Below are 25,577 nucleotides of genomic sequence, written 5' to 3'. Positions count from 1 at the left end.
CCCTCCGGCCGTGCCGCGCGAATCCGGACGACCGGCTCGCCGCTCGCCCGTGGATTAAGGTTCACCGGGGACGTCTGGGGAGGCAAGGCCCTGGTTGGTCGCGTACCCGATCCACGGTGCGCGCTGACATCAGCTTCAGCGCGTACCGTCTGCGTTTCCGGCTGAGAGGGGCGACCGGCCACGGACGTCCGCCGGACGGTGCACCGTGAGGTGCGTGGAGAGGGCGTTGAGGAAGTCCACGGCGTCGAAGGCCGCGCCCGCGGAAGCGACACCTGTCATTCGGGTACGGCCGGTGCGGATGCGGTCGACGGCCTCCACCGCGAGCGGCGCGCTGACGGCGTAGATGTCCTGGCCGCTGGCGGCCAGTCGGCGTTCCGTGTCATCGGACCGGACGAGGACGTCGACGACGAACGTCTGCGCGGAGCGGCCCCGCTCGTCGACGGCGGTCGGCGCGCTGGGGTCGGGAGATCCCAGGTCCGCGGCCGCCTGGGTGGTCATGTAGCTGCGGACCTCGGGCACGGCCAGGTGGCTGGAGATGGTGACGACGTCGGCCATGGTGAACTCGCCGAGGACGGGCCGTGGGCCGAGCGGGGCGGGGAAGGGCCACTCCAGGGTGGGCAGCGCGTCGTCGTGGTGATGCAACCGTCCGCCGGTGAACCGGAGGCGGCGGCCACCGCGCCGCTGGGTCGAGACCGTACCCGAGGCCAGCGTGCCGCCGGTGGGGTGCCAGCTCGTGAGGCCGTACGCGACATGCACCTCGTCCGCGGCCGTCCAGTCGCCCATGGCGGCGGTGGCCAGCAGGTCGCCGAGGCCGCCGAAGAAGGCCATCGCGGGCACCACCAGAGTGCCTGCGGCGTGGGCGCGCTCGGCGTGGTGCGCGAAGGTGTCGAGGTTCGCCTCGATCTCCGCCGCCACGTCGACGTAGGGGATGCCGGCCCGCAGGGCTGCCTCGACCACCGGGCCGGCGGTCGAGGCGAACGGTCCGGCGGCGTTGATCACGGCGTCCGCGCCGTCGAGGGCCCGGTCGAGCGAGGCCGGATCGTCGACCGACGCCGGTCGTACCTCGGCATGCGGATGGCCCTGGGTCAGCGCCAGCAGCCGGTCCCGGTCCCGGCCGAGCAGCAGCGGGACCAGCCCGCGCCTGCGCAGCTCGGCCACCACGAACCGTCCGGTGTGCCCGTACGCGCCGTGGACCGCGATGTTCCCGACCGTCGCCATGTCCAGCTCCCCGTGCCTCGAAGTGATCCACTGCCGGAGATCCTGGTCCGGTCGAATGATCGCCACCAGTGTCCGGAAGGACGCGACCCATACAATTCCCGACATGGCTGTCGTCCCGCGCTCCGTCGCCATCGCCGCCACCGACGGCATGCTCCACTTCGAACTGGCCCTGGCCTACGAGGTCTTCGGCTCACCGCCCGACGCCGTCCCCGGCCCCTGGTACGACGTGAGCGTCTGCGGCACGAGTCCGGTGCGGGTCGGCCGGTTCCGGCTGGAGCCGGACGGCGACCTGACCGACCTGGCCCGCGCCGGCACGGTGATCGTTCCCGCGCTCGCGGACGTCGACGCCGAACCGCCGGCCGACCTCGTCGCGGCGGTACGCGTGGCCCACCGGGCGGGCGCCCGGGTCGTCTCCCTGTGCACCGGGGTGTTCGTGCTCGCCGCCGCCGGGCTGCTGAACGGCCTGCGGGCGACCACGCACTGGGCGCACACCGGGCAACTGGCCGCTCGCCATCCCCGGGTGACGGTCGACCCGGACGTGCTCTACGTCGACAACGGCGAGGTGCTGACCTCGGCGGGCAAGGCCGCGGCGATGGACCTCTGCCTGCACCTGGTCCGGCGTGACCATGGCTCGGCGGTCGCCAACATCGTCGCCCGTCGCCTGGTGGTGCCGCCGCACCGGGCGGGTGGCCAGGCCCAGTTCGTCACCACGCCGGTGCCGGTCCGGGACGACCATCCGCTGGCCGATCTGATCCCGTGGGTGATGTCACGGCTGGACCAGCCGCTCACCGTGGAGGACCTGGCGCGGCAGGCGAACCTGAGCGCCCGCCACCTGACCCGGCAGTTCCACGCCGTCACCGGCACCACCCCGCTGCAGTGGCTGCTGACCCAGCGGATCCGGCGCGCGCAGGAGATGCTCGAGACCACCGACGACGGCGTGGACGCGATCGCGGCGGCCGCCGGCATGGGCACCGCGACAACGCTGCGTCGCCACTTCCAACGCTCGGTCGGCGTACCGCCGGACACCTACCGCCGCACGTTCAGGGCGTGACCGTCACCGGTACGCCGGAAAGGGCTGCGTTGCCCTGACCGGGCCCCTACCCGAAGCAGCCCCTCCCGGCGAGCGTGCGACCACGCCGATCGGGCGCAGCAGCGCGGTCGTACTCGTGGTGGCAGTTCACGCGGAGTTGCGCCACGTACGGCCATGCCGGCCGATGAGCCGGTCGGCGTCGGTCGGGCCCCAGGAGGCGGCCTCGTACGTGGGGATCGGCGAGTTGTCCTTCTCCCAGTGGTCGATGATGGGGTCGACGATCCGCCAGCACTGCTGCACCTCGTCGCTGCGGATGAACAGCGACGCGTCACCGATCAGCGCGTCCAGGAGCAGACGCTCGTACGCCTCCGGCGACTCCTCGACGAACGTCTGGTCGTAGGAGAACTCCATCGTGGCGGTGCGGACCCGGAAGGAGTGGCCCGGCACCTTCGCACCGAAGCGCAGCGAGATCCCCTCGTTCGGCTGGATCCGCAGGATCAGCGCGTCAGCATCGAGGCCGGTGAGCTGATCGGTGGGGATCGGCAGGTGCGGCGGTCGCTGGAACTGCAGTGCCACCTCGGTGAGCCGGGCCGGCAGGCGCTTGCCGGTGCGTACGTAGAACGGCACCCCGGCCCAACGCCAGTTGTCCACGTTGAGCCGCATGGCGGCGTAGGTCTCGGTCCGCGACAGGGGATCGACGCCGGGCTCCTCGCGGTAGCCGGCCATCAGCTCCTCGCGGGTGCCGCCCCGGGTGTACTGTCCCCGGACCGCGGCCTCGGCGATGTCCCGGTCGGTGGGGAGGCGGATCGCCTGCAGCAGCTTCACCTTCTCGTTGCGCAGGCCCTCAGCCTCGAACGAGGCCGGTGGTTCCATCAGTGCCAGCGCGAGGACCTGGAGCACGTGGTTCTGCACGATGTCCCGCATCGCGCCGGCGTCCTCGTAGAAGCCGCCCCGGCTGCCGACGCCGAGGGTCTCGGCGACGGTGATCTGCACGTGGTCGACCCAGGAGCGGTCCCAGATGGGCTGGAAGATCGAGTTCGCGAAGCGCAGCGCCAGCACGTTCTGGACGGTGTCCTTGCCCAGGTAATGATCGATCCGAAAAACCTGGTGCTCGTCGAAGGCGCTGTGCACGACGCCGTCGAGTTCGCGGGCCGTGACCAGGTCGCGCCCGTACGGCTTCTCGATGACCAGGCGGGAGAATGAGCCTTCGCGGGGCTGGTTGAGCCCGACACGGGCGAGTCCGTTGATCACCGGCTCGAAGGCCCCGGCCGGGGTGGACAGGTAGAAGATCCGGTTACCGGACGTGCCCCGCTGTGCGTCGAGCTCGTCGAGGGTCTCCACGAGCCGCTTGTAGGTTTCCGGGTCGTCGTAGCCGCCGGTCACGTACCGCACGCCGCCCTGAAGTTGGCGTTTGCTGGCCAGGGTGTGTTCGCCGAGGGCGCTCTCGGCGAACTGCTCGTCGGTCATCGACGTGCGCGCGACACCGACGAGGGCGAACTGATCCGGGAGCCGCTCGTGCCGAGCCAGGCTCTCCACCGCGGGCAGCAGCTTGCGCCGGGTCAGGTCACCGGAGGCACCGAAGATCACCAGCGTGGCCGGCGGGGCACTCCGCTCCTGGATGAGCTGGGATGCGTGGTCCATGGTCTGCGATCCTCCGGACACAAGGGGTGTGGGGTTGGGGGTGCGGTGCTGTCATGCCGAGGCGGTGGGGGCATGGCGGTAGCGGCCGGCGTGGCCCGTTGGATGCGGAGCTTGAGCCTCGCTTGCGTTCGTTGCCGCCACGCTCGGGGATGCTACGCCGACGCACCTGCGGCTGTCTGACGGTGAGCTTCTGCCCCGGCGTCCTGCTGGCGTACACCTGCGGTGTGAACCTCGCGGAGGTCGCCTCCCGGACGCCGCTGACCACGCGCTACCCCCACGGTCACCGCCCTCGTGGTGGACTCGCTGGTACGCGCCTGACTGACAGTCGCCGCCGGCGCGATGACCGCGCCGATTTCCCCACGGTGCGTGGTGTCTCTCGGCGTCTCGCGCGGTCCCCGTCCCGTCGGGCGGGGATGGTGCGGTGCGGGTCAGGACGAGGTGGTGGCGAAGGGACCGCCGTCGCCGAACGCGAGCCGCGCGAAGTTCTCGGCGATACGGCGATGTCCGGCAGGGTCGGGGTGCACCTCGTCGGGAAGGGGGAGTTCGGCGTAGTCCGCCTCGCCGTACAGGTCGCGTCCGTCGAGGTAGTACAGGTTCGGGTCGTCGGCCGAGCGCTGTTCGACGATCCGGGCGAGTTCGTCACGGATGACGTTGAGGGTCAGCCGCCCGGCGCTGCGCTCGGCCGGATCGCCCGTGGCCTTGAACCGCAGAGCCCCGCCCTCGAAGTCCGGCACGAGGGGACCGGGCGTGTCCTCCTGAACCGGGCACAGGATGGCGGACACGACCAGCAGGGGTGCGGTCGGATGCCCCTCGCGGACAGTGTCGAGGAAGCCGTGGACCGCAGGGGTGAAGCCGCGGAGACGCATCACATCGCTGTTGACGATGTTGATGCCGATCTTGACACTGATCAGGTCCGCAGGGATGTCCCGCATGGCGCGGGCGGTGAACGGGTCGAGCAGCGCGCTCCCGCCGAACCCCAGGTTGACCAACTCCACGTCGCCCTCGGCCGCGGCCAGGGCTGGCCAGATGGCGGTGGGATGACCGGCGTTCGAGCCGTGGCTGATGGAGCTGCCGTGGTGCAGCCACGTCCTGCGTCCGTCGGGTGGGGTCTGCGCGACGGGCGCGTCAGTGCGCAGCGCGATCAACTCGGTGATCTCCGTGTGTGGCAGCCAGATCTCGATGTCCTTCTCGCCCTCGGGCAGACCCGCGAAGCGGGCGGTGCCGGACGGCCCTTCGGTCAGCACAGAGGTCTGGGTGAACATGTCGGTGACCGTCCGGACGTTGCCTTCGGGCACCGAGGACTGTGCGGCCAGGCGGCCGTTGACCAACAGGTCGTAGACGCCGTCCGGTGGGGCCGGAAAGCCTTGGTAGACCCGCTTGGTGGGCAGTGTGTCCAGTTCGATGGTGGTGGCCCGGGTACGGAAGGCCAGCCGTACGCCGGAGGGCTGGGCCTCGGCCATGGCCAGCTGGTCGTCGGGGATCTGCTGGCGTGCCCGGGCGGTCAGCCGATGCGGCAGTAGACCGCGCGCGGTCGCCTCCAGATCGACAAAGCCGCGCAGAAGGCCCGCGGTGACCGGGGTGGTGATCCACTGGTGTTCGGTGGGCATTGCCTCAAAGCCTCTCGATGTTGACGGCGCGCTGCGCGCTGCGAACCGCTGGCGGCGGTGCGGCCCCTGTCGGGGTCAGCGAGTGCTGCGGTCGCGCAACATCGCGTCGAGCGAATCCACGATCCATTCCCAGGATTCCAGCGCGTTGGGAGCGCTGTGTTCGAAACCACCGGCCAGCTCCAAGCTGACGTAGCCGTGGAAGACGCTGCCCAGCATCCGGACCGCATGGGTCGCGTCCGGCTCGTCCAACCCGTACCCCCGCAGGATCGCCCGAGCCAGCTGCGCGTGCCGGACACCGGCGCTGGTGGCCGCCGATTCCGGATCGAGCCGGAGCCGGGCGGCGGCATAACGGCCGGGGTGATCCCTGGCGTACTCGCGGTAGGCGCCGGCGAACGCGGTCAGCGCGTCCCTGCCGGCCCGACCGGCGACGGCATCGGCGACGCGGTCGGCGAGTTCCTCCAGCGCGAACAGCGCGATGCGGATCCTGAGGTCCTGTGAGTTCTTCAGGTGCGAGTACAGGCTCGGGACCTTGACGTCGAACCGCCGAGCGAGCGCCGAGACGGTGACCTGGTCAAAGCCGACCTCGTCGGCCAGTTCCGCCCCCGCTCGGGTCAGACGCTCCGGCGTCAGTCCTGGTCTGTCCATCACGCCCCCTATCTACCTATAGGCATTATGCTCGCGCCTAATACCTATAGGCAAATCGGCCCGCGTGCTGATCCATACGGGTTCGGCGAACTCGGGGTATCCGGGACCGGTCGACGCCTGCGGATCGGCGAAGTCGAGTTGATCATGACCATCCGTGAGGTGGCGCTGAGGGCAACGTTCCGCTGGATCGGGTGCGCGTCAGCACTCGGGGACGAGATCCCGGGCGCCAGGAGCGGCCCAGGCGTCTGGGCGTACCCGATGATCATGCTGTTGCGCCACGGGAAGCTGCTGACGCTGTCTGGGCCGAGGTCGCGCGGCGCGGTTTCGCGCCTCGCCGATCAGGCGGGCGACATCCGGCGGTCGCGACGGCGGACTAGCCCGCGGATTCGGTCGACGGGCGCTCGGCGGTGATCCGGAGAAGTCCTTCGACGCCGCGGAGGAAGGTATCGGACACCAACGCGGGGTCGAAGAGGCATCCGGCGGCCATGGCGCCGTCGCGGAGCATGACGAAGTGACGCGCGGCGGACTCTGCCGTCTCCTCCTGGACCTGCGCCATCAGCATGGTGAGCGTGTCCAGGAACCATTGCCGGTGGGCGATGATTTCCTGGCGTACGGGATGTTCCGTGTCCGGATACTCCGCCGCAGCGTTCAGGAACGCGCAGCCACGGAACCCCGGGGACTGGATGTGCTCAGCGATGAAGTTGGCAATGGCCAGCAGTGGGGTGACCGGCGGTGAGTCGGTGGTGATGACCGCGTCGACCGCACCGCGATCCATCTCGTGGATCTCACGCAGGTAGGCGAGGATGAGGTCGTCCTTGCTGGGGAAATGCCGGTAGAAGGTGGCCCGGGTCACCTTCGCCTCGGCGATGATCCGGTCCACGCCCACGGAATGGATGCCCTCCGAGTAGAAGATTCTGGTGGCCGTGGCAAGGAGCCGTTGGCGCGCCTCGGAGGGCCGGGCGCCGGGTGCTGTGGTCGCCATCTCGCCATCCTAGCGGATAGAACGTTCGGTCTGAGAGACGCGAGCGGCCGCAGACGTGACAACGAGGCAGTGGATAGAACGTTCGGTCTTGACGATGCCGGTCGAGCCTGGCATGCTGAACAAGACAGAACGATCGGTCTACCTAGCCCCTCCGGTGAAAGGGTCACCCGTGACCACCATTGCTGCTTCGCCCGGTATCTCCCAGGCGGCCTCCGCGCTGCGGCGGCTGTACTTCGTCCGCTTCGCCTTCGCCATCGTCTGGGCCGGCGTGGCGATCACCACCGCCAAGGACATCGGTCCGCTCGCGGTGGCGCTGTTCGTGCTCTACCCACTGTTCGACGTGGGCGCTGCCATCTACGACCTCCGGTCGTCGCGGGCCACCGGCTCGCCGACCCTGCTGTACGTGAACATCGCGGTAAGCCTGGTCGCGGCTGTCGGCGTGGGTGTCGCCGGCGCCTCCGGTGTTCCCGCTGTCCTGCGGGTGTGGGGCGCGTGGGCGATCGTGGCCGGTCTGGTTCAGTTGATCGTGGGGGTCACCCGTCGGAAGATGGGCGGGCAGTGGCCGATGATCATCAGTGGTGGCATCTCGGTACTGGCTGGCGGGTCCTTCATCGCCGCTGCTTCCGCGGACAACCCGTCGCTGACCAACGCTGCCGGCTACGCCATTCCCGGCGCCATCTTCTTCCTCATCGCGGCCATCCGTCTCGGCCGTACCGCGAAGGGCGAGTGACATGACCACCATCGAGTACGACGTCGTTGTGATCGGTGCCGGTCCGGTCGGGGAGAACGTGGCCGATCGGGTCGTGCGGGGCGGGCTGACCGCCGCCATCGTCGAGCGGGAGTTGGTCGGCGGTGAGTGCTCGTACTGGGCCTGCATGCCGACCAAGGCTTTGCTGCGCAGTGCGTCCGCGTTGCGTGCGGCCCGCCAACTGCCCGGTGCGCGGGAGGCGGTGACGGGAGACCTGGACGCGGCTGCGGTGCTGGGCCGGCGGGACTCCTTCGCGTCGCACTGGCAGGACGACGGTCAGGTTTCGTGGCTGGCGTCGGCCGGCATCGCGCTGCACCGCGGTCAGGGGCGGATCAGTTCCGCCCGCGTTGTCGAGGTGGCCGGCGTCGACGGCGTCACGACGACGCTGACCGCGCGGCACGCCGTGGTCGTCGCGACCGGCAGCAGCGCCCTGTTGCCGGACATCCCGGGGCTGCGCGAATCGGCGCCGTGGTCCAGCCGCGAGGCCGCTTCGGCCCGTTCGGTCCCCGGTCGACTGGCCATCATCGGTGGTGGCGTCGTGGCAGCCGAGATGGCGACCGCGTTCGCCGCACTGGGGTCTGCGGTGACGGTGCTGGCCCGCGACGGCCTGTTGCCGTCGGCGGAGCCGTTCGCCGGTGAACTGGTCAGCGAGTCGTTGCGCGAGGCCGGTGTGTCCGTACGCCTCGGCGCGGAGGCCGTCGCCGTCAAGCGCGACGACAGCGGAGCCGTCCACATCACGACGGCCTCCGGCGAGCGGGTCGAAGCTGACGAGGTGCTGGTGGCGGTCGGTCGCACACCGAACACCCAGGACATCGGCCTCGACCGGGTCGGGCTGGCACCGGGTGCCTGGCTGCCGGTCGACGACACGCTGCGCGTCGTCGGCGGCGGTGAGTGGCTCTATGCGGCGGGCGATGTGAACCGGCGGGTGCTGCTGACCCATCAGGGCAAGTACCAGGCGCGGGCGGTGGGCGATGTGATCGTGGCCCGGGCGAAGGGCGAGAAGGTCGAGGACGGCCGGTGGGGCCGACATGTGGCGACGGCCGACGAACGTGCGGTGCCGCAGGTGGTCTTCACCGACCCGGAGATCGCGTCGGTGGGCCTGACCGCGGCTGCGGCCGAGGCGGCTGGGCTACGGATCCGGGTGGTGGACTACGACCTCGGGGCCGTCGCCGGAGCGTCTCTGCACGCCGATGGCTACCGGGGGCACGCCCGCATGGTCGTCGACGAGGACCGGAAGGTGATCGTCGGCTTCACCCTGGCAGGCCCGGACGTCGCGGAACTGATCCATGCCGCGACCATCGCCATCGTTGGCGAGGTCCCGTTGGACCGGCTGTGGCACGCGGTTCCGGCCTACCCGACCGTCAGTGAGGTGTGGCTGCGGCTGCTGGAGACCTACGGCCGCTGAACAAACATTCGGTCCACTTCGAGGAGACTCCCTTGCCTACCAAGATCACAATCATCATCGACAACCCTGCGAGCCCCGACGACTTCGAGCGGGTCTACGCGGACGTGAAGGCTGCCGCAGCGAAGTTCCCGAAGCTGCGGCGACTCGAGTCCGCCAAGGTGTGGCCGAAGGAGGATGGCACCGCTACCCCCGCTTACCGGACGCTCGACCTCTACTTCGACAGCTACGAAGACGCCTCCGCAGCGGTCGCGACAACCGTTGCCGCCGATGTCTTCGGCGCCCTCGTGGGGACGCAGGTCCCGTTCAAGGGGCTGTTCTCGGACATCGAGCAGGCTTAAGGGCTACAGGCTCCCGGGCGTAGGCGGAAACGACGCCTACGCCCGGCGTGCTGCCGCTCAGCAGCGGGGTGGGCGAGATTCTCGGGAGGCTCCGGCTGGCCGGGTTGGCATCTCATGCCCGGCGTGCGTAGCCCTCTGGCCGGCCGGCAAACCTGCCGACAGCGTCAGCGTCGTCGCGTCTCAACTGATGCGGATCCCTATTCGCGCCCTGCTCAGTCCTCGTCCTGCCACCTGCGTAGATCCGTCTGGTCGTGGTAGGGCATGCGGTCCGGCGTGGTGATGAATTCCATCGTCGTGCCCCAGGGCGTGCGGCAGTAGCACACCTTGTTTCCAGGGCCTTGCTCGGTTGTATAGGGAATAGGCCGAGGCCCCGTGAGTGGCGTGCCTCCGGCCCGTTCGAAGCGCTCAACGGACGCGTCGATGTCATCGGTGTAGAGACCGAAGTGCGTGATGCCGAAGTCACTCGGTCGAACCGGCTGAGCTTGTTCGGGGCCGTGCATTTCGAAGAGCTCGAAGTCGGGTCCGGTTCCAATCTTGACCATCGCCTGCGCTCGTACGACCGTTCCAGGGAAAGCGCCAACGGCCCGCTCGAAGTCGGGCCCCTGCCGCGGCGGATCCTCCGGTCCGAAGGACTGGTAGATCACCTGGGCTCCGAAGGCTTCCACGAAAAACGTTATTGCGGCTTCGATGTCGGGCACGGTGATGCCGATATGGTTGACGCCGCGGATAACAGGTGCGGTCATGACAGCTTCCTATCTTTCTTGATCGGTCGACCGGGATGGGTGCGGACGCCACCTGCCCGCAGTGCCGCGATCCGCCCGCCCCACGACGGCGCGGTCGCAGATCTTCACTTGGCCCTGAGGAAGTCGATCAGGGCGGTCGCGACTTCATCCGGCCGTTCGTCCGCGACATAGTGGCTGCACCGCGCAATCGAGCCGCCCGTCACGTTGCTGGCGAACTCGCTGAGCATCGGCACCATCTGCGCACCGAAGCGCTGATCCCCGCCGAGACCCAGCACCGGCATCTCGAGCGGTTGCTTCTTGTACTCGAGCGCGGCCGCGTGGTCGGCGGTGAAGGTCCGATACCATTCCATGCCGCCGCGGGTGCGGCCCGGAAGCGCCATCGCTTTGGCGTAGATTTCGATGTCCGCCGGATTGAAGGTGCTGTGATCGTAGAACCGCTCAGCCATGAAGGCCGAAATGTAGTCATATTCCCGGCCATGGATCAGGCGCTCGGGTAGATCCCGGTTCATATGGAAGCTGAAGTGCCAGAGTCCTGCAGCCGCCGCTTCCCATCCGGTCCAGCCGGGAAGCGGAACGTCGAGGACGGCCAGGTGGGTGACAGCCTTCCGAAAGGTGGCGGCCTGCGGCAGGGCGACCATTCCGCCGATGTCATGTCCGCACACGGCGTAGCGTTCATGCCCCAGGGCAGCCATGACTTCGTGCGCGTCGCGCGCCATCGTCGCCTTGTCGTAGCCGTCGAGCGGGCAGTCGGAAAATCCCGCGCCGCGCAGGTCGATGGCTACCACGCTGAAATGCTCGGCCAGCAGCGGCATCACCTTGTGCCATCCCCACCATGTTTCCGGCCAGCCGTGAAACAGAAGGATCGGCGGGCCGGAGCCCCCCGTGACAGCGTTGATCTTGATGCCATTCGCCGGCACCAGTTGCTGGATGAACCCCTTCAAGGTTGCGGTCATGATCGCTTTCCAGTCAGATGTTGACGACCACACGGGGCTCGTGGCCGGCGCTCAGCGCTGCTTGACAGCGGTGGCGATCGTGATGTCGCGCCGGACGTCGACATAGCTGCGGGGAGGCAGCCGACTTTCGCTCGGCGATCGAGTGCACGATCGGGCTGAACGGCAGATGATCGGCCAGTCCTCACGCGTCTGAGGCCAAGCTACCGCGACCGGGTAGGTTCCGGGCACGTAACTGAGATCGCGGTCGAGGCGGCAACCCGGGCGGTCGGACGGCTGGTAGGTCGTCGTTGTCCTCCGATGTTGACTGCCTGCTACTGCTTCGGCCGGAACCCTCGGCGACCACCGCTGTGCGATCCGGCCAGCGCGTGGCGTATCGCCGTGGCGGGCTGACCTCCGGGGGCGAGATGTCGCCGGCCGGGCTGCCGTACCAGTGAGAACGCGCGGGGGTGTCGTGCCCGGGACGGCCGAGCACGTCTGCTGGTGGCTTTCCCCGACGCCGTGTACCCACTGGCAATCCAGACGCTGTCCAGTGGTGTTCGGGCCGATCTGACCGGCGGGTGACACCCTCCGCCCGAGCAGAGGAGGTCGACCATGTCGGTTCACGAGCTGGACGGGTGCCGCTGGAGCACGAGGAGCGTGGCTCGGTGGGCGGCTTGCCGCCGAGCCGGGCGGCCTGGTGCTACGGGGCACCGGGAATCGCGCGGGCGCTGCAACTGGCGGCACACGCCTTGGGGAGCCAGCCTGGGAGCAGGCCGCGCTGACCACCCTGGCTTCGGCACAGGCCGCCCCTGGTCCACGATCGGCATTCGCGACGCCTCTCTCTGCCATGGCTCTGCCGGAGTTCTGCACATCCTGAGTCTGGTGGCCCGCGACGCGACCTCGCCCGCGGCCGTCGAGCCGCTGATCAGGCTGGTCCGTGCACACCTGGACACCTTCGTCGACCCGGAGAGCAGGTTCGACGTACGAACGGTTCGAGCGCACTGGGCCGGCGTGCTCGATGGTGCGGCCGGCGTCGCGCTCGTGCTCCGCGGTACACCTCCGGCGGCCACCACGCTCACCTGGGATGCGGCACTGCTGCTCGCATGACCGAAACGCTGGTATTCAGCCCCGGATGGAACATCGCCGGCCGGAACGGGGACCCTCGACCTCGTCCCCAGCCCAATTGCGGTCGGTCCGGCTTTCCCGTACGCCGTGGAAGCTTCCCGGAACCCGGCCTCCTTCGGATCTCAGAGGTAGCAGATCTGTCGCAAGGGAACAGCCGAATAGTCGCTGTCGCAGGTCGTTTCTGATCGTGGTCACAGGTCCCGTTGGGGATGGTCAGACGGTAGCCTGTGACGACCGGGCCCGCCGGGACCCGAACCGCCATGCCCTTGAACCTGTGAGTACATGAAAACTGCGCAGACCAGCGGTGAACAGGTACGGCACCGGATTCAGACGGTGCTCGTCGGTGTGCTCGAACGCACCCGGCTGATGCGGGGTCAGGCCAGCCGCCAACTCCTCGTCGAACAACTCCAGGACCGGCTCGGCCCCTTCCCGCTGCGTGAGCACCCTGAGTTGCGGCTGCAAACGGTCGAGCTGGTGCGTGCCTGCAGCAGGCGCGCCGACGGGCTGCAGATCCTGGTGGAGACGGTCGAGCACCTGGAACCCGGCACCGAAGAGGTCGTCCGGTTGCAGCGTCTCCGGGACGAGTGGGAGGCGGTCGATGTCCTGACCGAGGAGGACTGGAGCCGGCTGCGCCCGCTGCTGAGCAACCTCGTGCCCGTCAACCTGACCGTGTTGTATCAGCGCGCCACCGAGCACCGGTCGCCCGGACCGCCGTCGTGGTGCGTCGACGCCTGGCAGGCGTTCGTCCACCTGGCCGGGCAGAACGCCGGCCCCGACGGCCTGCCGCCGAGCATGGCCTTCCTGGCGTTGCTCGAAGACCAGGTCGACGCGCAGGACGCCCGGTGGATCCGACTGCGGAACAGCCGGGTGGCCACCGGACAGGAGCTGACGTCCCAGCTGGAGGATCGGCGGGCGTACCTGCACCGCGGCGGTGAACAGCCGATGGGCACCACCGCGTATCTGGTCGTCCAGGTCGAGCCGCACGTGGACCCCGACGGCAGCGACGACACCTACGCGTTGTCGCACTTCCGCCAGTGGTACGGCGCAGACTCCTGGCATTCCCGGCAGGGTGAGCCCCGCCTGGTCCGTCTCCACGACCTGGAACGTGAGGTGGAGCGGGTGATCGAGCAGATGGAGATCGAATGGTCGGACCGGACCGGCACGGTCGTGGTCGAGTTCGTCCTGCCGTGGGAGTTGCTCAACGTCGGGGTGGACCGCTGGCGTAAGGAGATCGACAGCTCGCGACCGACCGCCCTGGCCATGGACTATCCCGTGGTGGTTCGTAGTCTGGAACGGCTACGCACCCGGCGCTGGCACCGTGCCTGGCACCAGCGTTGGCGGCAGTTGCTCGCGGCTCCCGCCCACAGCGTCGTCTTCTGGAGCCAACCCAGCGGCAGCGACTACTTCACCCGGCTTGAGACGGAGCTCAAGGCCGACGACCGGGTGGTCTCACTCGTCCTCAGCGAACCACCGACGCAGCACGGCGAGACCGGTCAGCAAGAGATCGAGGCGGCCCTGCGGGCCGGGCTGCCGGTGATCATCTGGCATCGGGGTGACTGTACCAGCGCCGAGTTCCGGGAGGTCGTCTCCAGTCTGGTAGATGATGGAGGTCTGGGACAGCTGCCGATGCGTGCTAAAGAATTGCGGCATCAGGCGCTACAGCTCGAGCCCGCGTTGCGGGACGGCCACATCGGCCACCACCTGACGATCCTTTGGGACGATCCGGAGCGCAGGCCCGATGCGCTGGGCGCTCCCGTTGGTCGAGGAACAGGGGACAGTTGGTGACCGGAGGTGACGCGGAAGCCACCTGGGAGGCGATCTCCCGGGCGCTGCGCCCGCTGTCCGGTTCCTCGCCCGCCCCGGCGGCCGGGTCGGGTGTGACGGTGCTGGTCGATGCCGTCCCCTCGATGGCGGTCTGGCGCGACACTGTCGACCGCCTGGTGGCGGTGTTGCGCGATCACGAGGGGTTCGCCGGCATCGAGGTGGTCGGGTTCGACTCCGCCGAGACGGGGCAGGCTGTTCTGGCCCGGCAGGTGGCGGTGGACGGACGGATCGTGCTGGTGCTGTCCGACGGGGCCGGCCCGGCCTGGCACGCCGGGACGATGTCGGCCCTGCTTCGGCTCTGGGGCCTCCGCGCGCGGGTCGCCGTCCTGCACCTGCTGCCGCAACTGCAGTGGTACCGGACCGGTATCCGGCCTCGTCGCCTCCGAATGCGGTGGACCGCGGGCGGCGGTGCCGCCAATGCCGACCTCAGGTGGGAGGTGCACAGCCCGGTCCCGGACGTCCTCGACGATCCCGGGCACGAAGGCACCGATCCCGTCCCGGTGCCCGTGCTCGAACTCGACCCCCGCTGGCTCGCCGCCTGGGTCCGGCTGGTCACCGGCGGCGAGGCACACCTGCCCGCGGTGCTGGCCGCCGTCGGGCTCCCGGAGACCACCGCCTGGTCCGCGCCGGAGGGGGCACCGTCCGCGCGGACGCGGGTACGCGAGTTCACCGCCTGGGCGACGCCGACCGCGGTCACGCTCGCCACGCAGCTCGCCGCCGCCCCGCTCAACCTGGCGGTGATGAGATGGGTTCAGCAGGCCCTGATCCCGGATTCGCAGACGTCACACCTGTCCGAGATCCTCAACAGCGAGTTGCTGCATCCGGTGGCCGTCGCGGCGTCGACGGCCGACAGCGCCGGGGTCACCTACGAGTTCCACCGGGGCGTCCGCGAGGAGCTGCTCGCGGCCGGGCGCCGTGCGGACGCGGTCCGGGTGTTGCGAGTGGTCGGTGAGCACCTGGGGCCCACCGTTCCGGCGGTCCGTGGGCTCAGCCGGATGCTCGACGATCCCGACGCTACGCCGGTGCCCCCGGTGACGCCGGAGACCGCCCCGTTCGTACGGGTCGAACAGGCCGTCCTCCACGCCCTGTCCGGCCGTTATCTCGCCCGCGCGCGCCATCTGCACGAGGCGCTCGGTGGGGACGCGGAAACATGGTCGAGCACTGCTGCGCCGAGCACACTCCCTGTGACAATGACGGCGGCAGTGGGCACCGATGATCGGACGTCAGAAGGAGCATCAGTCGTGTCGAGCAGCGTGGCGGATGTGGTCGCACCGCAGAGAACCCCAGCCGGCGCGCCCGCCATCTGGGGCAACGTCCCACCTCGCAACCCGAACTTCACCGGCCGCGAGTCGCTGCTGGTGCACCTGCACGAGCAGATGCTGCAGGGTGTGACGGCGGTGCTGCCGCACGCGCTGCACGGTATGGGCGGCGTCGGCAAGTCGCAGCTCGCGATCGAGTACGTCTACCGCCACCTGGACGAGTACGACGTGATCTGGTGGATCCCGTCGGAACGGCCGGCTCAGATCGCCAATGCGCTGGCCGAGCTGGCCCAGCGCCTGCATCTGCCGGTGGGGCTCGAAGCCAACGCCGCGGTGCCGGCCGTGCGGGAGGCGCTGCGGCTGGGGCAGCCGTACGCGAACTGGCTTTTGATCTTCGACAATGCGGAGAGCCCGGAGGCGGTGCGGCGCTACTTCCCCAACGGTGGGTCCGGCCGCATCATGGTCACCTCCCGCAACCCGCAGTGGTCGAACGTCGGCCGCCAGCTCGCGGTGGACGTGTTCCCCCGGCAGGAGAGCGGCGATCTGCTCCGTCGCCGCAGCCCGGACCTCAGCGAAGAGGACACCGATCGGCTGGCCGAGGCGCTCGGCGATCTTCCGCTGGCCCTGGATCAGGCGGCGGCCTGGCTCGCCGAGACCGGCATGCCCACCGACGAGTACCTGCGCCTGTTCGAGGAGAAGCGCGTCGAACTGCTCGAGGTGTCGGTGCCGCTGGACTACCAGTTGCCGGTCGCCGCCGCGTGGAACGTGTCCCTCGACCGGTTGGCCGGCTCCAGTCCCGGGGCGCTGCAACTCCTGCAGGTGTGCTCGTTCCTCGCCCCCGAGCCCATTCCCCGCAACCTGCTCAGCCGTGGACGAGCCGGCAGCGTCCACCCGGAACTCGACGAGGCGCGGCGCGACCCGATGCGACTCAGCAGGGCCATCCGCGAGATCAACCGGTACGCCCTGGCCAAGATCGACCATCGGACCAACTCGATCCAGATGCACCGGCTGGTCCAGGCGGTGCTGATCGACCGGCTCGACGACGCCGAGCAGGCGGCGATGCGGCACAGCGCGCACCTCATGCTCGCCGACGGCGACCCGAACGACCCGAACTCACCGGACAGCTGGCGCACCTACGCCGACCTGTACCCGCACGCCATGACCGCGCAGGCGTTCCGGTCCACCGACCCGTCGGTGCGGCAGCTGATCGACAACCTGTCCCGCTATCTCTACTGGTGGGGCGACCATCTGGCGGCGTTCGAGCTGGCCGAGCGGGCCTACCAGTCCCGGCGCGACCAGTTGGGCGTCGCCGATCCGTCCACGCTGCGGATGGGTCTGTGGATGGGCTGGCTGCTGTTCGTCCTCGGCCGATTCGAGGAGGCGGCCCGGCTCAACCAGGAGGTGCTCGCCACCTACCAGGCCACTCTGGAGGAGGACAACGAGGATTTCCTGCGTGCCCTCAGCGCCGTCGCCGCCGACCGGCGGGTGGCCGGGGACTTCCAGGGTGCCCTGGAGCTCACCGAGGAGATCTACCAGCGGCACGTGCGGGCCCTGGGCCGGGACGACGTGCAGACCATCAACGCGAACCACAACCTCGCGGTGAGCCTGCGGCTGGCCGGTGACCTCAAGCGGGCCTACGAGATCGACCAGGAGAATCAGCGGCTGCGCATCCAGCTCTTCGGCTCGGACCACCCGATCACGCTGGAGAGCACCCGCAACCTCATCACCGACCGGCGGGAGCTCGGCGACTACCTGGGCGCCCGCACCGAGGCGCAGGCGGTCACCGACCAGCTGCGCCACCAGCTCGGCCCAGGTCATCCGCAGACCCTGCGGGCGATGCGGACGCTGGCGCTGACGCTCCGCAAGGCCGGTGACCACCGGGCGGCCCGCCTGGTCTCCACCGAGGTCCGCGACCGCTTCCTGACCCGCTACGGGCAGGACCACCCGGACACCATCGCCTCCTCCCTGAACCTGTCGATCGACCTGCGGGAGACCGGCGACCTCGACGGCGCCGCCGTGCTGGGCGAGCAGGTGTACGCCAGCTACCAGCGGCTGCTGGGGAACGAGCGGCACCCGCACACCATCGCCGCCCGGCTCAACTGGGCGGTCACCGAGCGGCTGCGCGGCCGGGTGGCGCAGGCGCGGCAGATGGACGAGGAGGGTTTCGCCCAGTTGCGGGAGCAACTCGGTGACGACCATCCGCTCACCCTGGCCGCGGCGCTCAACCTCGCGAGCGACCTCTACGCCGAGGGTCACTACGCGCAGGCGTACGAGCGGGATGTGGACGCGACCGAACGGCTGCGGCGAGTTTTGGGCGCGGAGCATCCGACCACTCTCGCGGGCTACGGCAATCTGGCGATGGACCTGTTCAAACTGGGTCGCGAGCAGGAAGCCGCAGAGCTGCACGCGGCAACGGTGGCACAGTTCCGGCGAGTTCTCGGCGACGATCACCCGGCCACGGCTGCGGCGATGGACCTGGACCGGCGGGCCAACTGCGACATGGACCCGCAGCCGCTGTAGGGGGACAGCCGGTCATCGCGACCCGATCCAGGCGGCGAGCTGCACCGGATCGGCCGCACCGCCGCACATCCGTACCGCCCGGTGCACGGCGCGTACCAGCTCAGGGCGGTCGCGCAGCGCATCGGCGGCGGGGCCCGGCCGGGTGTCGGCCAGGATCAGCCCGAGCCCGGCCCAGGCGCCCGGCCGGTCGGAATCCGTCGACAGTTCGTGCAGATATCCGCGCCGGGCGGTTTCCCGATCACCGGCCACGAGCGCCAGGTCGGCGGGAGCCGCACCCGTTACCCGCGTGCCGATCGGCGCCGTGTCCGCCCGAAGGCGCTCGAATCCGGCGCTGTCGGTCAGGCGCCAGAGCTCCAGGACGGCTCGCGCGTCGAGCCCCTGGGCGCTCGGGTCGGCTTCCAACGCCGGTGCGACGGCGGTCAGGTCCGGCCGGTCGGCGCCCGCATTCCAGCACTTCGTGAACGCGGTAACCACCTCTGCGGGCGGCCGCAGATGGTGAAGCCGCCACCGGGCCCGATGGTCGGCGACGGCGTCGTGGGCGGCCGCGAGTGGTTGATCCGGGACGCTGTCGGTCTGCCATCGGTCCGCGGTCGCGGTGAGGCCGGCCACGAGTCGGCGACCGACCTCGGTGAGCTGCGGCATCTGCGCCAACAACGCGAGTACGGTGCGCACCTGCCGACGCCACCGGGCGAACTCGAAGTGCGCCAACGTGCCGGCGCCGTCCGTGGCCCGGTGGCTTGCCGACCGCCAGAACTCGGTGATGCCCGCGAACGCGTACACCCCTTGCAGCAGGCCACCCAGCGGCCGGGGATCGTCTCGCCACGGCGCGTACAGCCGCCGGGCGGGCTCGCCGGTGTGCAGCGGAGCCAGGTGCAGGAGAGCGCCCAACTTGATGTGCTGAAACTCGTGCACCATCGTCACCGCCAGCTCGGTGGCGTCCCGCGGCTCCGACATGATCATGCATCCGAAGGCGTCGCCGGCCGAGGCGCTCATCGTGCGGAACCGTTCCGTCGGCGGCTGTGGCACCACCGAGAAGAGGCCCCGGGTCATGGGCAGTGCCAGGGCAGGGCTGGTCTTGACGAGCAACTCCCACGCCTGCGTGAGCAGACCGCGCCAATGACCCAGCTCCGGTTCGCTCAGCGCCCGGGGCGGCGTCGGAGCCCGCAGATTCCGGTACGGGTCGAGGCAGTCCAGCCGCACCACGAGAGTGTGCCCGTCAGCCTGGACACGCACACTGGGCATGGTCTGCCAGCCGTCACCACCGACTCGCACCTCGCCTGCCGGCGTGCCGACGGCCCCGTGGCCGGCGGATCCGTGCATCTCGGTGCTGTCCCACCGCTCTGCTTCCGGCACCGCGACGGCACCGAGGGTCGGCAGCACCACGAAGCCGTCGCGGACCGGCACGATCATGCGGAAGTCGATCCCGGCGCAGAGGGCTGCCGCGGCGGCGAGAGAGTGCAGATAGCCGAGGTCCACCCAGAACGGCGCCCTGGAGGGAGCGGTGCCGCGCAGAAGCCGCAACGTGTAACCCGCCCATACTCCCACCTGGGGATGCAGGAGCAGGTCGTCAACCTTGGCGGGGTCGTGCCGTTCGGCCTCGATGAGGAGATCCCAGGCGTCCCCGACCGGCGGGAGTGGACCGGTGTCATGGTCGGGGCCGACGATGTCGAGCAGGGCCCGCAACTGCAGGAGACGCCAGCTCCGCTCGACGGCGAGCAGCTGAGCGATCGTGTCCACGTCACCGCCGCCGGAGCAGAGCGCGCCGACGTGCTGCTCGGCGAGTCGGTGTTGGCGGGGTGGCCCGTTCACGGTGGCGTCACCGCCCATCCAGGAACCCCAGGCGACACCTGTCAGTCGACGCGTTGCGGATTGTAGCCACTGGTGATGCTTTCGGGATCGTCAATGCGACGCAGTAGTCGCCGTATGGTCGGAGCGAGGATCCGCTCGTCGTACGTCGGCAAATCGGCAAGTGTCACCTCCGTGAGGTCTATCAGATCCGACTCGATGTCGTCGATCGATCGGCTCACTACCGGCTTCTCCTCACGTCGTGCGGTTCCTGCAGTCATCATGTCGCACGTGGAGACGATTCCGGAAGCGGCAGGTGACCCTGTGCGTCCACTCCGGACGCCGCCAGAATTTGCCCACTCACGGTAGCTTGTCGCTATGCCCGAGCGCCTCGGAGTCGTTTTCGTACACGGATTTCTGTCGTCCGCGGCTACCTGGTCGCCGTTGCTGCGGCTGATCGAGACTGATGCCGACCTCGGATTCCTCGACCTCCACACCTTCGAGTACCCGAGCCCGCCCATCTCGCTGAACCCCTTGCGCCGTATTCCGGACATCAATGACATCGCCGACAGTCTTCGCACCTACCTGGCGCAAATCGGCAGCGGTCACTCCGGAATTGTCCTGGTGACGCACAGCCAAGGCGGTCTTGTGGTGCAGCGGATGCTGGCCCGGACCCTCGCCGTTGGATGCGGGCCCGAACTGGCCAGGATCCGCAGGATAGTGCTGTTCGCCTGTCCCAACTCCGGGTCCGACCTGGCTCTGCTGCTCCGCCGGGGTGGCCTGTGGCGACACCCCCAGGAGCGCGAGCTGCGGCCACTCGACCAGGCCATCTCCGACGCGCACCGGATCGTCGTCAACCAGATCATCCACGCCACCGCGGTCACGCCCGCCACCTGTCCGATCTCGATCGTCGCGTACGCCGGCGACCGCGACGGAGTCGTGACGCCCGTCTCGGCGAGGAGCGTCTTCCCCGAAGTGGGTGTGCTGCCCGGCGACCACTTTTCGATCATCAAGCCGGACTCGCACGAGCACCGGACCTACGTGGCCCTGAAACGCCACCTGAAGGAAGCCCTTCCGATGACCGATGTTCCGGCGCCGCGACCGTCCAGCGAGGGACTCACCCCGACGACGCAGCCGGCCCGTGTGACGGCCGCCGAGTATCGCGCGCTGGTGGATCTGTTGCTTGCCGTCCCACGGATGACCGAGCCCGCATTCCGCGAACAGGTCTACGACCTCCTACCGCCGGTGATCGTGCACCAGTTGCGGCGCGACACCGCGGCCCGGGTGGAACTGTTCGCTCTGGTGCGGAGTTTCGAGCACTACCGGCACCTGGCGCCCGGAGGTTCGCTCGCCTCCGCGCTGGAGACACTCGTCCCTGACCATCCGGCGGTCGCCGATGTGGTCGACGCGCTGAGCGGCGCGGGACTACACGATCCGTCGGAGCGCCGATGAGCGGGACCGGAGAGCGACAGGTGTTCAGGCGCGTGGGTTGACCGAGCTCATGTTGTCGCCCGAGAAGGGAGCCGGTACGAGGCGCGGGGCTCACTGTCGGGTCAGCTTCGCGGAAGCACCGAGATGGCCACGATGACGCTGTTGACGACAGTGGCCGTCACGGTCCGAGTCACGGCTGCCCCTGCGGCGTCGGCGCCCCAGTCGCCCTGCTCAAACTCCTTGGCTCGGCTGATCACCGGTGACGTCCACGGGATCTCGCGGTGGAACTGCGGGAGGGTCCCGCTCGCCGAGAGCAGCGCCCCGAGCGCGGCGACCCGGGCCGGCGGCTCGGCACCGTCCACCAGGACCCGCCGCACGTCGGCGAGCAGGCGGGACCGGCGTTCGGTCCGGCCGTCGCGCAGCGCCGTCGTCCGGAACAGGCCGAGCACCTTACGGGGCTCCTGGTCGATGTCGCCCCGCGCGATGAGCCGTTCCAGAACCGGCTCTCGCAGGGCGGGACCGATCGCGGCCAGCGCCGTCTGCACCCCGCGCGGTTTCTCGGCGAGGTAGTCCCACGCCGGACGCAGGAGGGTGCCCGTCGGCGGGTGACCGGCAAGGCTGCTGACCCGCTGCCGGTCCGTCGTGGTCAGGTGTTCGCCGAGGGTGAGGTCCGCGAGGACGGCCCCGCCGAGGACGTAGAAGAGGGTGTTCTCGCCGGCGATGGTCCCGGATGCGGGCTGGAACAGGAGCAGGAGCAGATCCTCCACGAGGGTCGGGGCGTCCGACCGAGGATCGGCGGTCATCGGCGGGGCTCCCAGCGGAACAGTCGGGTGGCGAGGGTGACGGCGGCGACGACCCAGCCGAGCGTGGGCCCGAGCAGGGGCAGGGAGTCGGTCACGGCGACGCCGCCGTTCCAGGCGTTCATGATCAGCTCAGTGGCCGCCCCGCCGGGCAGCAGCCGCTTGAGCAGGGCGAGGCTCTCGGTGCCGGAGATACCGACCCAGCTGGCCACGGCGATCACACCGAGCGTGACGGGCAGCGTGGTGACCTGAGCGTGTTCCGGCGAGTTCGTCAGCCCCGCGGTGGCCAGGGCCAGACCGATCATCATGGCCAGGGTGGCGAGTGCCGCCACCACCAGCAGGGCGACGTTGGACGGTCCGCCGGCGACCACGGCCAGGGCGGTCAGGATCGCGGTCACCTGCATCGCCGCGATGACGAGTACGGGCAGCAGGAGCCCGGCGAGGATGCCGGCGTCGCTCTCGGCGGTGGAGCGCAGCCGCTTGAGAAAGAGGTTCTGTCGCCGGGAGGCCAGGGTGGTGACGGCCGCGGCGTAGAGGCCGAACGCGGACACGGTGAACATGACGATCGCGGCGATGTAGCCGAGGCTACCGAGCGCGGCGTACGTCTCGTGCTGACGCACGAAGAACGCGCTGACCGCGACCGGGATGATGAGGCTGGTGATCAGTATCAGTCGGTTGCGGAAGATCTGGATCAGCTCGCTGGACGCGATGGACCACATGCGCTGAGGCTCCTTCGGGGTGGACGGATCAGTTGCTGATGGCCCGGAACACGTCGTCGAGCCGGGTCGGCCCCGCCGCCAGGTCGCGCAGTTCCACGGCGTGGTCCTGCGCCCAGGCAAGCAGGAGGTGCAGGTCCTTCTGCAGCTCGAAGGTCTCGACCGTGACCCTCCCGTCGGCGTCCACGACGGCCGCCAGCGGAAGTGGCGCAACCGGTGCGGCGAAGGAGAAACGAATCACGCCGGGGAGGGTGCGGGTCAGCTCGGCGACGGTGCCCTCGCGGTGCAGCACGCCCTGGTGCATGAGCCCGATCCGGTCGGCGCGCTGCTGCGCCTCCTCCAGGTAGTGGGTGGTGAGCACGATCGTGGAACCGTTCTCCCGGAGCCGGTCCACGGTCGCCCAGACGGCGTCGCGGGACTGTATGTCGAGGCCGGTGGTCGGCTCGTCCAGGAAGATCAGCTCCGGGGTGCCGTAGACCGCGGTGGCGAAGTCCAGCCGCCGCTTCTCGCCGCCGGACAGTTGGGCCACCTTGCGACCGGCCCGATCGGTGAGGTCGACCAGGTCGATCACCCGGTCGACGTCGTCGGTGCGCCGGGTGAGTCGGCCGACCAGGCCGACCGACTCACGGACGGTGAGATCCGGGGAGAATCCGCTCTCCTGGAGCATAACGCCCATCCGGGGACGTACCGTCCGGCGGTCGTCCGGGCTGTGCCCGAAGACACGAACGCTGCCCGAGGTGGGTTTCCGGTGTCCCTCGACGACCTCCAGGGTCGAGGTCTTCCCGGCGCCGTTGGTGCCCAGCAGCGCGTAGAGCTCTCCGGGCCGCACCGCGAAGGTGAGGTCCTTGACGGCGTGGAAGTCGCCGTAGGCGAGGTTCAGCCGTTCGACGTCGATGACGGGTGTGGTGGACATGCACCCATGACAGCGCGGGTACGGCCGGCCGGTCAGTGGCGTCATGTCATCACCGGATGTGACGTGGTGTCACTGGTCGGGGCGGCTGGCGGCCCGATACTGGTGGGGTGGCCGGGAGATCACTGCGCTTCACCGAGTCGACGCAGGGGAGGCTGCGCCGGCTCAATCTCGCGACCTCACTGCCGCCGGTGGTGTTCGCCGCGGTGGTCCTGCTGTACACCGACGCGCGTACCTGGTGGCATCTCGTCGTCCTGGCTCCCGGGGCCGTGGCGGCGGTGCTGGCCTTCGAACGGTGGACGGCCAACGACCTGGCCCGGGTGGCGCTACCGTGCCTGGTCGTAGCGGGGGTGGTGTGGCCCCTGGGGGTCCTGGTCGTCGGCAGCCCCAACGCCTACTGGGGGTTCTGCGCCGTCGGCTCCCTCACCCTGCGGGAGGTACGCAGGCGTCGGAAGCTGGTGGTGGCCGGGCTGTTCGGCTATGTCGCGGTCGTCGGCGCGGCGCGGCTGCTGGTGCAGCGGGACGACATCGGTCACGTCCTCCTGACCTACGTCCTCATTCCGACCGTCCTCACCGTCCTCGTGACCATCTTCACGGTGCTGGGCGAGCGGTTCTTCGATCTCATCCGGGAGCTCGAACAGACCCGGGAACGGACGGCCGAACTCGCCGTGATGCGGGAACGCGTCCGGTTCGCCAGCGATCTGCACGACATCCAGGGCCACACCCTGCACGTCGTCAAGCTGAAGATCGCCCTGACTCAGCGCCTGCTGCTCAGTGACACCGCTCGGGCGGAGAAGGAGCTGCGGGAGACGTACGCGCTGGTCAGCGACACCATCGCGCAGACCAAGGAACTCGCGTACGGCCAGCGGCGGCTCAACCTCACGGCGGAGATCGAGAACGCGAAGAACCTGTTCGAGGCCGCCGGCATCCGGGTTCGGGTGACCCGGGAGGGCGAGGTCGACGCCCGCGTCAGCGAACTACTCGGGCAGGTGCTCCGCGAGACCACCACCAACATCCTGCGGCACGCACAGGCCACCCAGGTGCAGATCACGCTCGGCGCGTCGGGCATCACCGTCGTCAACGACGGCGTGACCGCCACCTCGCCACCCGAGCTGCGGGGACTGGCGGCACTGCGGCAGCGGCTGGCGGGTGACGGAGGGGAGCTGACCGTGGAGCAGCAGCAGGGACGGTTCCGGACGGTGGCGACGTTCCCCGCCGTGGGTGCCGACGCGGAGCGGAGTGACAACCGATGACCACCATCGTGCTCGCCGACGACGAGGTGCTGCTGCGCACGGCGTTGGCCGCGCTGCTGCCCCTGGAGGGCGACATCACCGTCCTCGCCGAGGCGCAGGACGGCCGCGCGGCCATCGAGGCCACCCTGCGGCACCAGCCGGACGTACTGGTCATCGACCTGGAGATGCCGGACGTGGACGGCCTCGGCGCGGTCGCCGAGATCCGCCGCGTGCGACCCGAGCAGGTGATCCTCATGCTGACCCGGCACGCCCGACCGGGCGTGCTGCGCAAGGCGTTGAAGCTCGGCGTCCAGGGTTTCGTCAGCAAGTCCGCCGAGCCGGCGCACATCACCTCGGTCATCGCCACCCTGCACGCCGGGAGACGTTGGATCGACCCGGACGTGTCCGCGCTCGCCGTCACCGAGGACAACCCCCTCACCGACCGTGAAGCCGACGTGCTGCGAGTCACCGGTGAGGGCTACTCGGTCGCCGACATCGCCGTGCGGCTCCACCTCGCCCCGGGCACCGTCCGCAACTACCTCTCCAACGCGATGCGCAAGACTCAGACGCGGACGCGCCACGAAGCGGCCCGTTACGCCCGCGAACACGACTGGCTGTGACCAACGGGTGCCCATGCCGGTTCGGCATGGACACCACTGTCTCCGTCTTCGACCGCATGCCGGATC

Annotated in this window: 22 protein-coding genes; 10 read left to right on the top strand and 12 right to left on the bottom strand. The window is 69.6% G+C overall.

Annotation, left to right across the window (positions count from 1 at the left end):
• Positions 1-135: 135 nt before the first annotated feature.
• A complete protein-coding gene (locus tag ACN263_RS18715) occupies positions 136-1,218 on the bottom strand; it encodes a saccharopine dehydrogenase NADP-binding domain-containing protein (protein ID WP_422735683.1) in 1,083 nt (360 codons plus the stop codon).
• Positions 1,219-1,321: 103 nt separating this feature from the next.
• On the opposite strand from ACN263_RS18715, the gene ACN263_RS18710 reads away from it, so the two are divergent.
• Entirely contained in the window at positions 1,322-2,269 is a 948-nt protein-coding gene (locus tag ACN263_RS18710; RefSeq protein WP_422735682.1) for a helix-turn-helix domain-containing protein, read from the top strand.
• A 126-nt stretch (positions 2,270-2,395) separates the two neighbouring features.
• On the opposite strand, the gene zwf is transcribed toward ACN263_RS18710, so the two are convergent.
• The 4 genes from zwf to ACN263_RS18690 all read right to left on the bottom strand — a co-directional run bounded on the left by zwf (position 2,396) and on the right by ACN263_RS18690 (position 7,123).
• Positions 2,396-3,889 (bottom strand): glucose-6-phosphate dehydrogenase, encoded by a 1,494-nt coding sequence (zwf, locus tag ACN263_RS18705; RefSeq protein ID WP_422735681.1) that lies wholly within the window; start codon positions 3,887-3,889, stop codon positions 2,396-2,398.
• A 428-nt stretch (positions 3,890-4,317) separates the two neighbouring features.
• On the bottom strand, positions 4,318-5,496 hold the full coding sequence (locus ACN263_RS18700) for a GDSL-type esterase/lipase family protein (protein WP_422735680.1): 1,179 nt from the start codon (positions 5,494-5,496) through the stop codon (positions 4,318-4,320).
• 75 nt (positions 5,497-5,571) lie between these two features.
• Positions 5,572-6,141 (bottom strand): TetR/AcrR family transcriptional regulator, encoded by a 570-nt coding sequence (locus ACN263_RS18695; RefSeq protein WP_422735679.1) that lies wholly within the window; start codon positions 6,139-6,141, stop codon positions 5,572-5,574.
• Positions 6,142-6,514: 373 nt separating this feature from the next.
• Positions 6,515-7,123 (bottom strand): TetR/AcrR family transcriptional regulator, encoded by a 609-nt coding sequence (locus ACN263_RS18690; protein WP_422735678.1) that lies wholly within the window; start codon positions 7,121-7,123, stop codon positions 6,515-6,517.
• A 94-nt stretch (positions 7,124-7,217) separates the two neighbouring features.
• On the opposite strand from ACN263_RS18690, the gene ACN263_RS18685 reads away from it, so the two are divergent.
• The 3 genes from ACN263_RS18685 to ACN263_RS18675 are packed head-to-tail and all read left to right on the top strand — an operon-like array spanning position 7,218 to position 9,614.
• Positions 7,218-7,853 (top strand): hypothetical protein, encoded by a 636-nt coding sequence (locus tag ACN263_RS18685; protein ID WP_422740737.1) that lies wholly within the window; start codon positions 7,218-7,220, stop codon positions 7,851-7,853.
• A gap of 1 nt (position 7,854) precedes the next feature.
• Positions 7,855-9,276 carry a dihydrolipoyl dehydrogenase family protein gene (locus ACN263_RS18680; protein ID WP_422735677.1) on the top strand — a complete coding sequence of 474 codons (1,422 nt, stop codon included), beginning with the start codon at positions 7,855-7,857 and terminating at the stop codon, positions 9,274-9,276.
• Between the two features lie 32 nt (positions 9,277-9,308).
• Positions 9,309-9,614, top strand: a complete 306-nt coding sequence (locus tag ACN263_RS18675; RefSeq protein WP_422735676.1) for a hypothetical protein — start codon at positions 9,309-9,311, stop codon at positions 9,612-9,614.
• A 212-nt stretch (positions 9,615-9,826) separates the two neighbouring features.
• Here ACN263_RS18675 and ACN263_RS18670 read toward each other — a convergent pair whose 3' ends face one another.
• Positions 9,827-10,357 (bottom strand): VOC family protein, encoded by a 531-nt coding sequence (locus tag ACN263_RS18670; RefSeq protein ID WP_422735675.1) that lies wholly within the window; start codon positions 10,355-10,357, stop codon positions 9,827-9,829.
• Positions 10,358-10,461: 104 nt separating this feature from the next.
• Positions 10,462-11,310: an alpha/beta fold hydrolase gene (locus ACN263_RS18665; protein WP_422735674.1), complete on the bottom strand. Its 849-nt coding sequence runs from the start codon at positions 11,308-11,310 to the stop codon at positions 10,462-10,464.
• A gap of 591 nt (positions 11,311-11,901) precedes the next feature.
• Here ACN263_RS18665 and ACN263_RS18660 point away from each other — a divergent pair.
• The 3 genes from ACN263_RS18660 to fxsT all read left to right on the top strand — a co-directional run bounded on the left by ACN263_RS18660 (position 11,902) and on the right by fxsT (position 18,017).
• A complete protein-coding gene (locus ACN263_RS18660) occupies positions 11,902-12,396 on the top strand; it encodes a lanthionine synthetase LanC family protein (protein ID WP_422735673.1) in 495 nt (164 codons plus the stop codon).
• Positions 12,397-12,696: 300 nt separating this feature from the next.
• Positions 12,697-14,199 carry an effector-associated domain 2-containing protein gene (locus ACN263_RS18655; protein WP_422735672.1) on the top strand — a complete coding sequence of 501 codons (1,503 nt, stop codon included), beginning with the start codon at positions 12,697-12,699 and terminating at the stop codon, positions 14,197-14,199.
• Positions 14,196-18,017 (top strand): FxSxx-COOH system tetratricopeptide repeat protein, encoded by a 3,822-nt coding sequence (gene fxsT, locus ACN263_RS18650; protein ID WP_422735671.1) that lies wholly within the window; start codon positions 14,196-14,198, stop codon positions 18,015-18,017. The genes ACN263_RS18655 and fxsT overlap by 4 nt, the downstream gene beginning before the upstream one ends.
• A gap of 12 nt (positions 18,018-18,029) precedes the next feature.
• Here fxsT and ACN263_RS18645 read toward each other — a convergent pair whose 3' ends face one another.
• Together ACN263_RS18645 and ACN263_RS18640 are read right to left on the bottom strand one after the other, a co-directional pair.
• The gene (locus tag ACN263_RS18645) at positions 18,030-19,844 is read right to left on the bottom strand and encodes an HEXXH motif domain-containing protein (protein WP_422735670.1); all 1,815 of its coding nucleotides are present in this window, start codon (positions 19,842-19,844) and stop codon (positions 18,030-18,032) included.
• Between the two features lie 23 nt (positions 19,845-19,867).
• The gene (locus ACN263_RS18640) at positions 19,868-20,044 is read right to left on the bottom strand and encodes a hypothetical protein (protein ID WP_422735669.1); all 177 of its coding nucleotides are present in this window, start codon (positions 20,042-20,044) and stop codon (positions 19,868-19,870) included.
• 136 nt (positions 20,045-20,180) lie between these two features.
• Between ACN263_RS18640 and ACN263_RS18635 the strand changes: the two genes are divergently transcribed.
• Positions 20,181-21,254 carry an alpha/beta fold hydrolase gene (locus ACN263_RS18635; RefSeq protein ID WP_422735668.1) on the top strand — a complete coding sequence of 358 codons (1,074 nt, stop codon included), beginning with the start codon at positions 20,181-20,183 and terminating at the stop codon, positions 21,252-21,254.
• 101 nt (positions 21,255-21,355) lie between these two features.
• On the opposite strand, the gene ACN263_RS18630 is transcribed toward ACN263_RS18635, so the two are convergent.
• Genes ACN263_RS18630 through ACN263_RS18620 form a run of 3 tightly spaced genes read right to left on the bottom strand, consistent with a single transcriptional unit; the run spans position 21,356 to position 23,662 of the window.
• A complete protein-coding gene (locus ACN263_RS18630) occupies positions 21,356-22,036 on the bottom strand; it encodes a GOLPH3/VPS74 family protein (RefSeq protein ID WP_422735667.1) in 681 nt (226 codons plus the stop codon).
• Positions 22,033-22,752, bottom strand: coding sequence for an ABC transporter permease (locus ACN263_RS18625; RefSeq protein WP_422735666.1), 720 nt, complete (start codon positions 22,750-22,752; stop codon positions 22,033-22,035). The genes ACN263_RS18630 and ACN263_RS18625 overlap by 4 nt, the downstream gene beginning before the upstream one ends.
• Before the next feature lie 28 nt (positions 22,753-22,780).
• Positions 22,781-23,662 (bottom strand): ABC transporter ATP-binding protein, encoded by an 882-nt coding sequence (locus tag ACN263_RS18620; RefSeq protein WP_422735665.1) that lies wholly within the window; start codon positions 23,660-23,662, stop codon positions 22,781-22,783.
• Between the two features lie 107 nt (positions 23,663-23,769).
• Between ACN263_RS18620 and ACN263_RS18615 the strand changes: the two genes are divergently transcribed.
• Positions 23,770-24,912: a sensor histidine kinase gene (locus ACN263_RS18615; RefSeq protein ID WP_422735664.1), complete on the top strand. Its 1,143-nt coding sequence runs from the start codon at positions 23,770-23,772 to the stop codon at positions 24,910-24,912.
• Positions 24,909-25,511: a response regulator gene (locus ACN263_RS18610; protein WP_422735663.1), complete on the top strand. Its 603-nt coding sequence runs from the start codon at positions 24,909-24,911 to the stop codon at positions 25,509-25,511. The genes ACN263_RS18615 and ACN263_RS18610 overlap by 4 nt, the downstream gene beginning before the upstream one ends.
• The last annotated feature ends 66 nt before the right edge of the window (positions 25,512-25,577 follow it).

The organism is Micromonospora sp. WMMD729 (assembly GCF_049315225.1).
GTDB lineage: Bacteria > Actinomycetota > Actinomycetes > Mycobacteriales > Micromonosporaceae > Micromonospora.
The sequence above is the reverse complement of the archived record's forward strand: the minus strand, read 5'-3'. Positions and strand labels throughout refer to the sequence as shown.

Coding starts and splice junctions, on each gene's coding strand:
- ACN263_RS18670 (WP_422735675.1), bottom strand. CDS start 10,357: ATGACCGCACCTGTTATCCGCGGCGTCAACCATATCGGCATCACCGTG.
- ACN263_RS18655 (WP_422735672.1), top strand. CDS start 12,697: ATGAAAACTGCGCAGACCAGCGGTGAACAGGTACGGCACCGGATTCAG.
- ACN263_RS18645 (WP_422735670.1), bottom strand. CDS start 19,844: ATGGGCGGTGACGCCACCGTGAACGGGCCACCCCGCCAACACCGACTC.
- ACN263_RS18610 (WP_422735663.1), top strand. CDS start 24,909: ATGACCACCATCGTGCTCGCCGACGACGAGGTGCTGCTGCGCACGGCG.
- ACN263_RS18695 (WP_422735679.1), bottom strand. CDS start 6,141: ATGGACAGACCAGGACTGACGCCGGAGCGTCTGACCCGAGCGGGGGCG.
- ACN263_RS18625 (WP_422735666.1), bottom strand. CDS start 22,752: ATGTGGTCCATCGCGTCCAGCGAGCTGATCCAGATCTTCCGCAACCGA.
- ACN263_RS18635 (WP_422735668.1), top strand. CDS start 20,181: ATGCCCGAGCGCCTCGGAGTCGTTTTCGTACACGGATTTCTGTCGTCC.
- ACN263_RS18680 (WP_422735677.1), top strand. CDS start 7,855: ATGACCACCATCGAGTACGACGTCGTTGTGATCGGTGCCGGTCCGGTC.
- zwf (WP_422735681.1), bottom strand. CDS start 3,889: ATGGACCACGCATCCCAGCTCATCCAGGAGCGGAGTGCCCCGCCGGCC.
- ACN263_RS18690 (WP_422735678.1), bottom strand. CDS start 7,123: ATGGCGACCACAGCACCCGGCGCCCGGCCCTCCGAGGCGCGCCAACGG.
- ACN263_RS18660 (WP_422735673.1), top strand. CDS start 11,902: ATGTCGGTTCACGAGCTGGACGGGTGCCGCTGGAGCACGAGGAGCGTG.
- ACN263_RS18715 (WP_422735683.1), bottom strand. CDS start 1,218: ATGGCGACGGTCGGGAACATCGCGGTCCACGGCGCGTACGGGCACACC.
- ACN263_RS18665 (WP_422735674.1), bottom strand. CDS start 11,310: ATGACCGCAACCTTGAAGGGGTTCATCCAGCAACTGGTGCCGGCGAAT.
- ACN263_RS18710 (WP_422735682.1), top strand. CDS start 1,322: ATGGCTGTCGTCCCGCGCTCCGTCGCCATCGCCGCCACCGACGGCATG.
- ACN263_RS18620 (WP_422735665.1), bottom strand. CDS start 23,662: ATGTCCACCACACCCGTCATCGACGTCGAACGGCTGAACCTCGCCTAC.
- ACN263_RS18630 (WP_422735667.1), bottom strand. CDS start 22,036: ATGACCGCCGATCCTCGGTCGGACGCCCCGACCCTCGTGGAGGATCTG.
- ACN263_RS18685 (WP_422740737.1), top strand. CDS start 7,218: ATGCCGGTCGAGCCTGGCATGCTGAACAAGACAGAACGATCGGTCTAC.
- ACN263_RS18700 (WP_422735680.1), bottom strand. CDS start 5,496: ATGCCCACCGAACACCAGTGGATCACCACCCCGGTCACCGCGGGCCTT.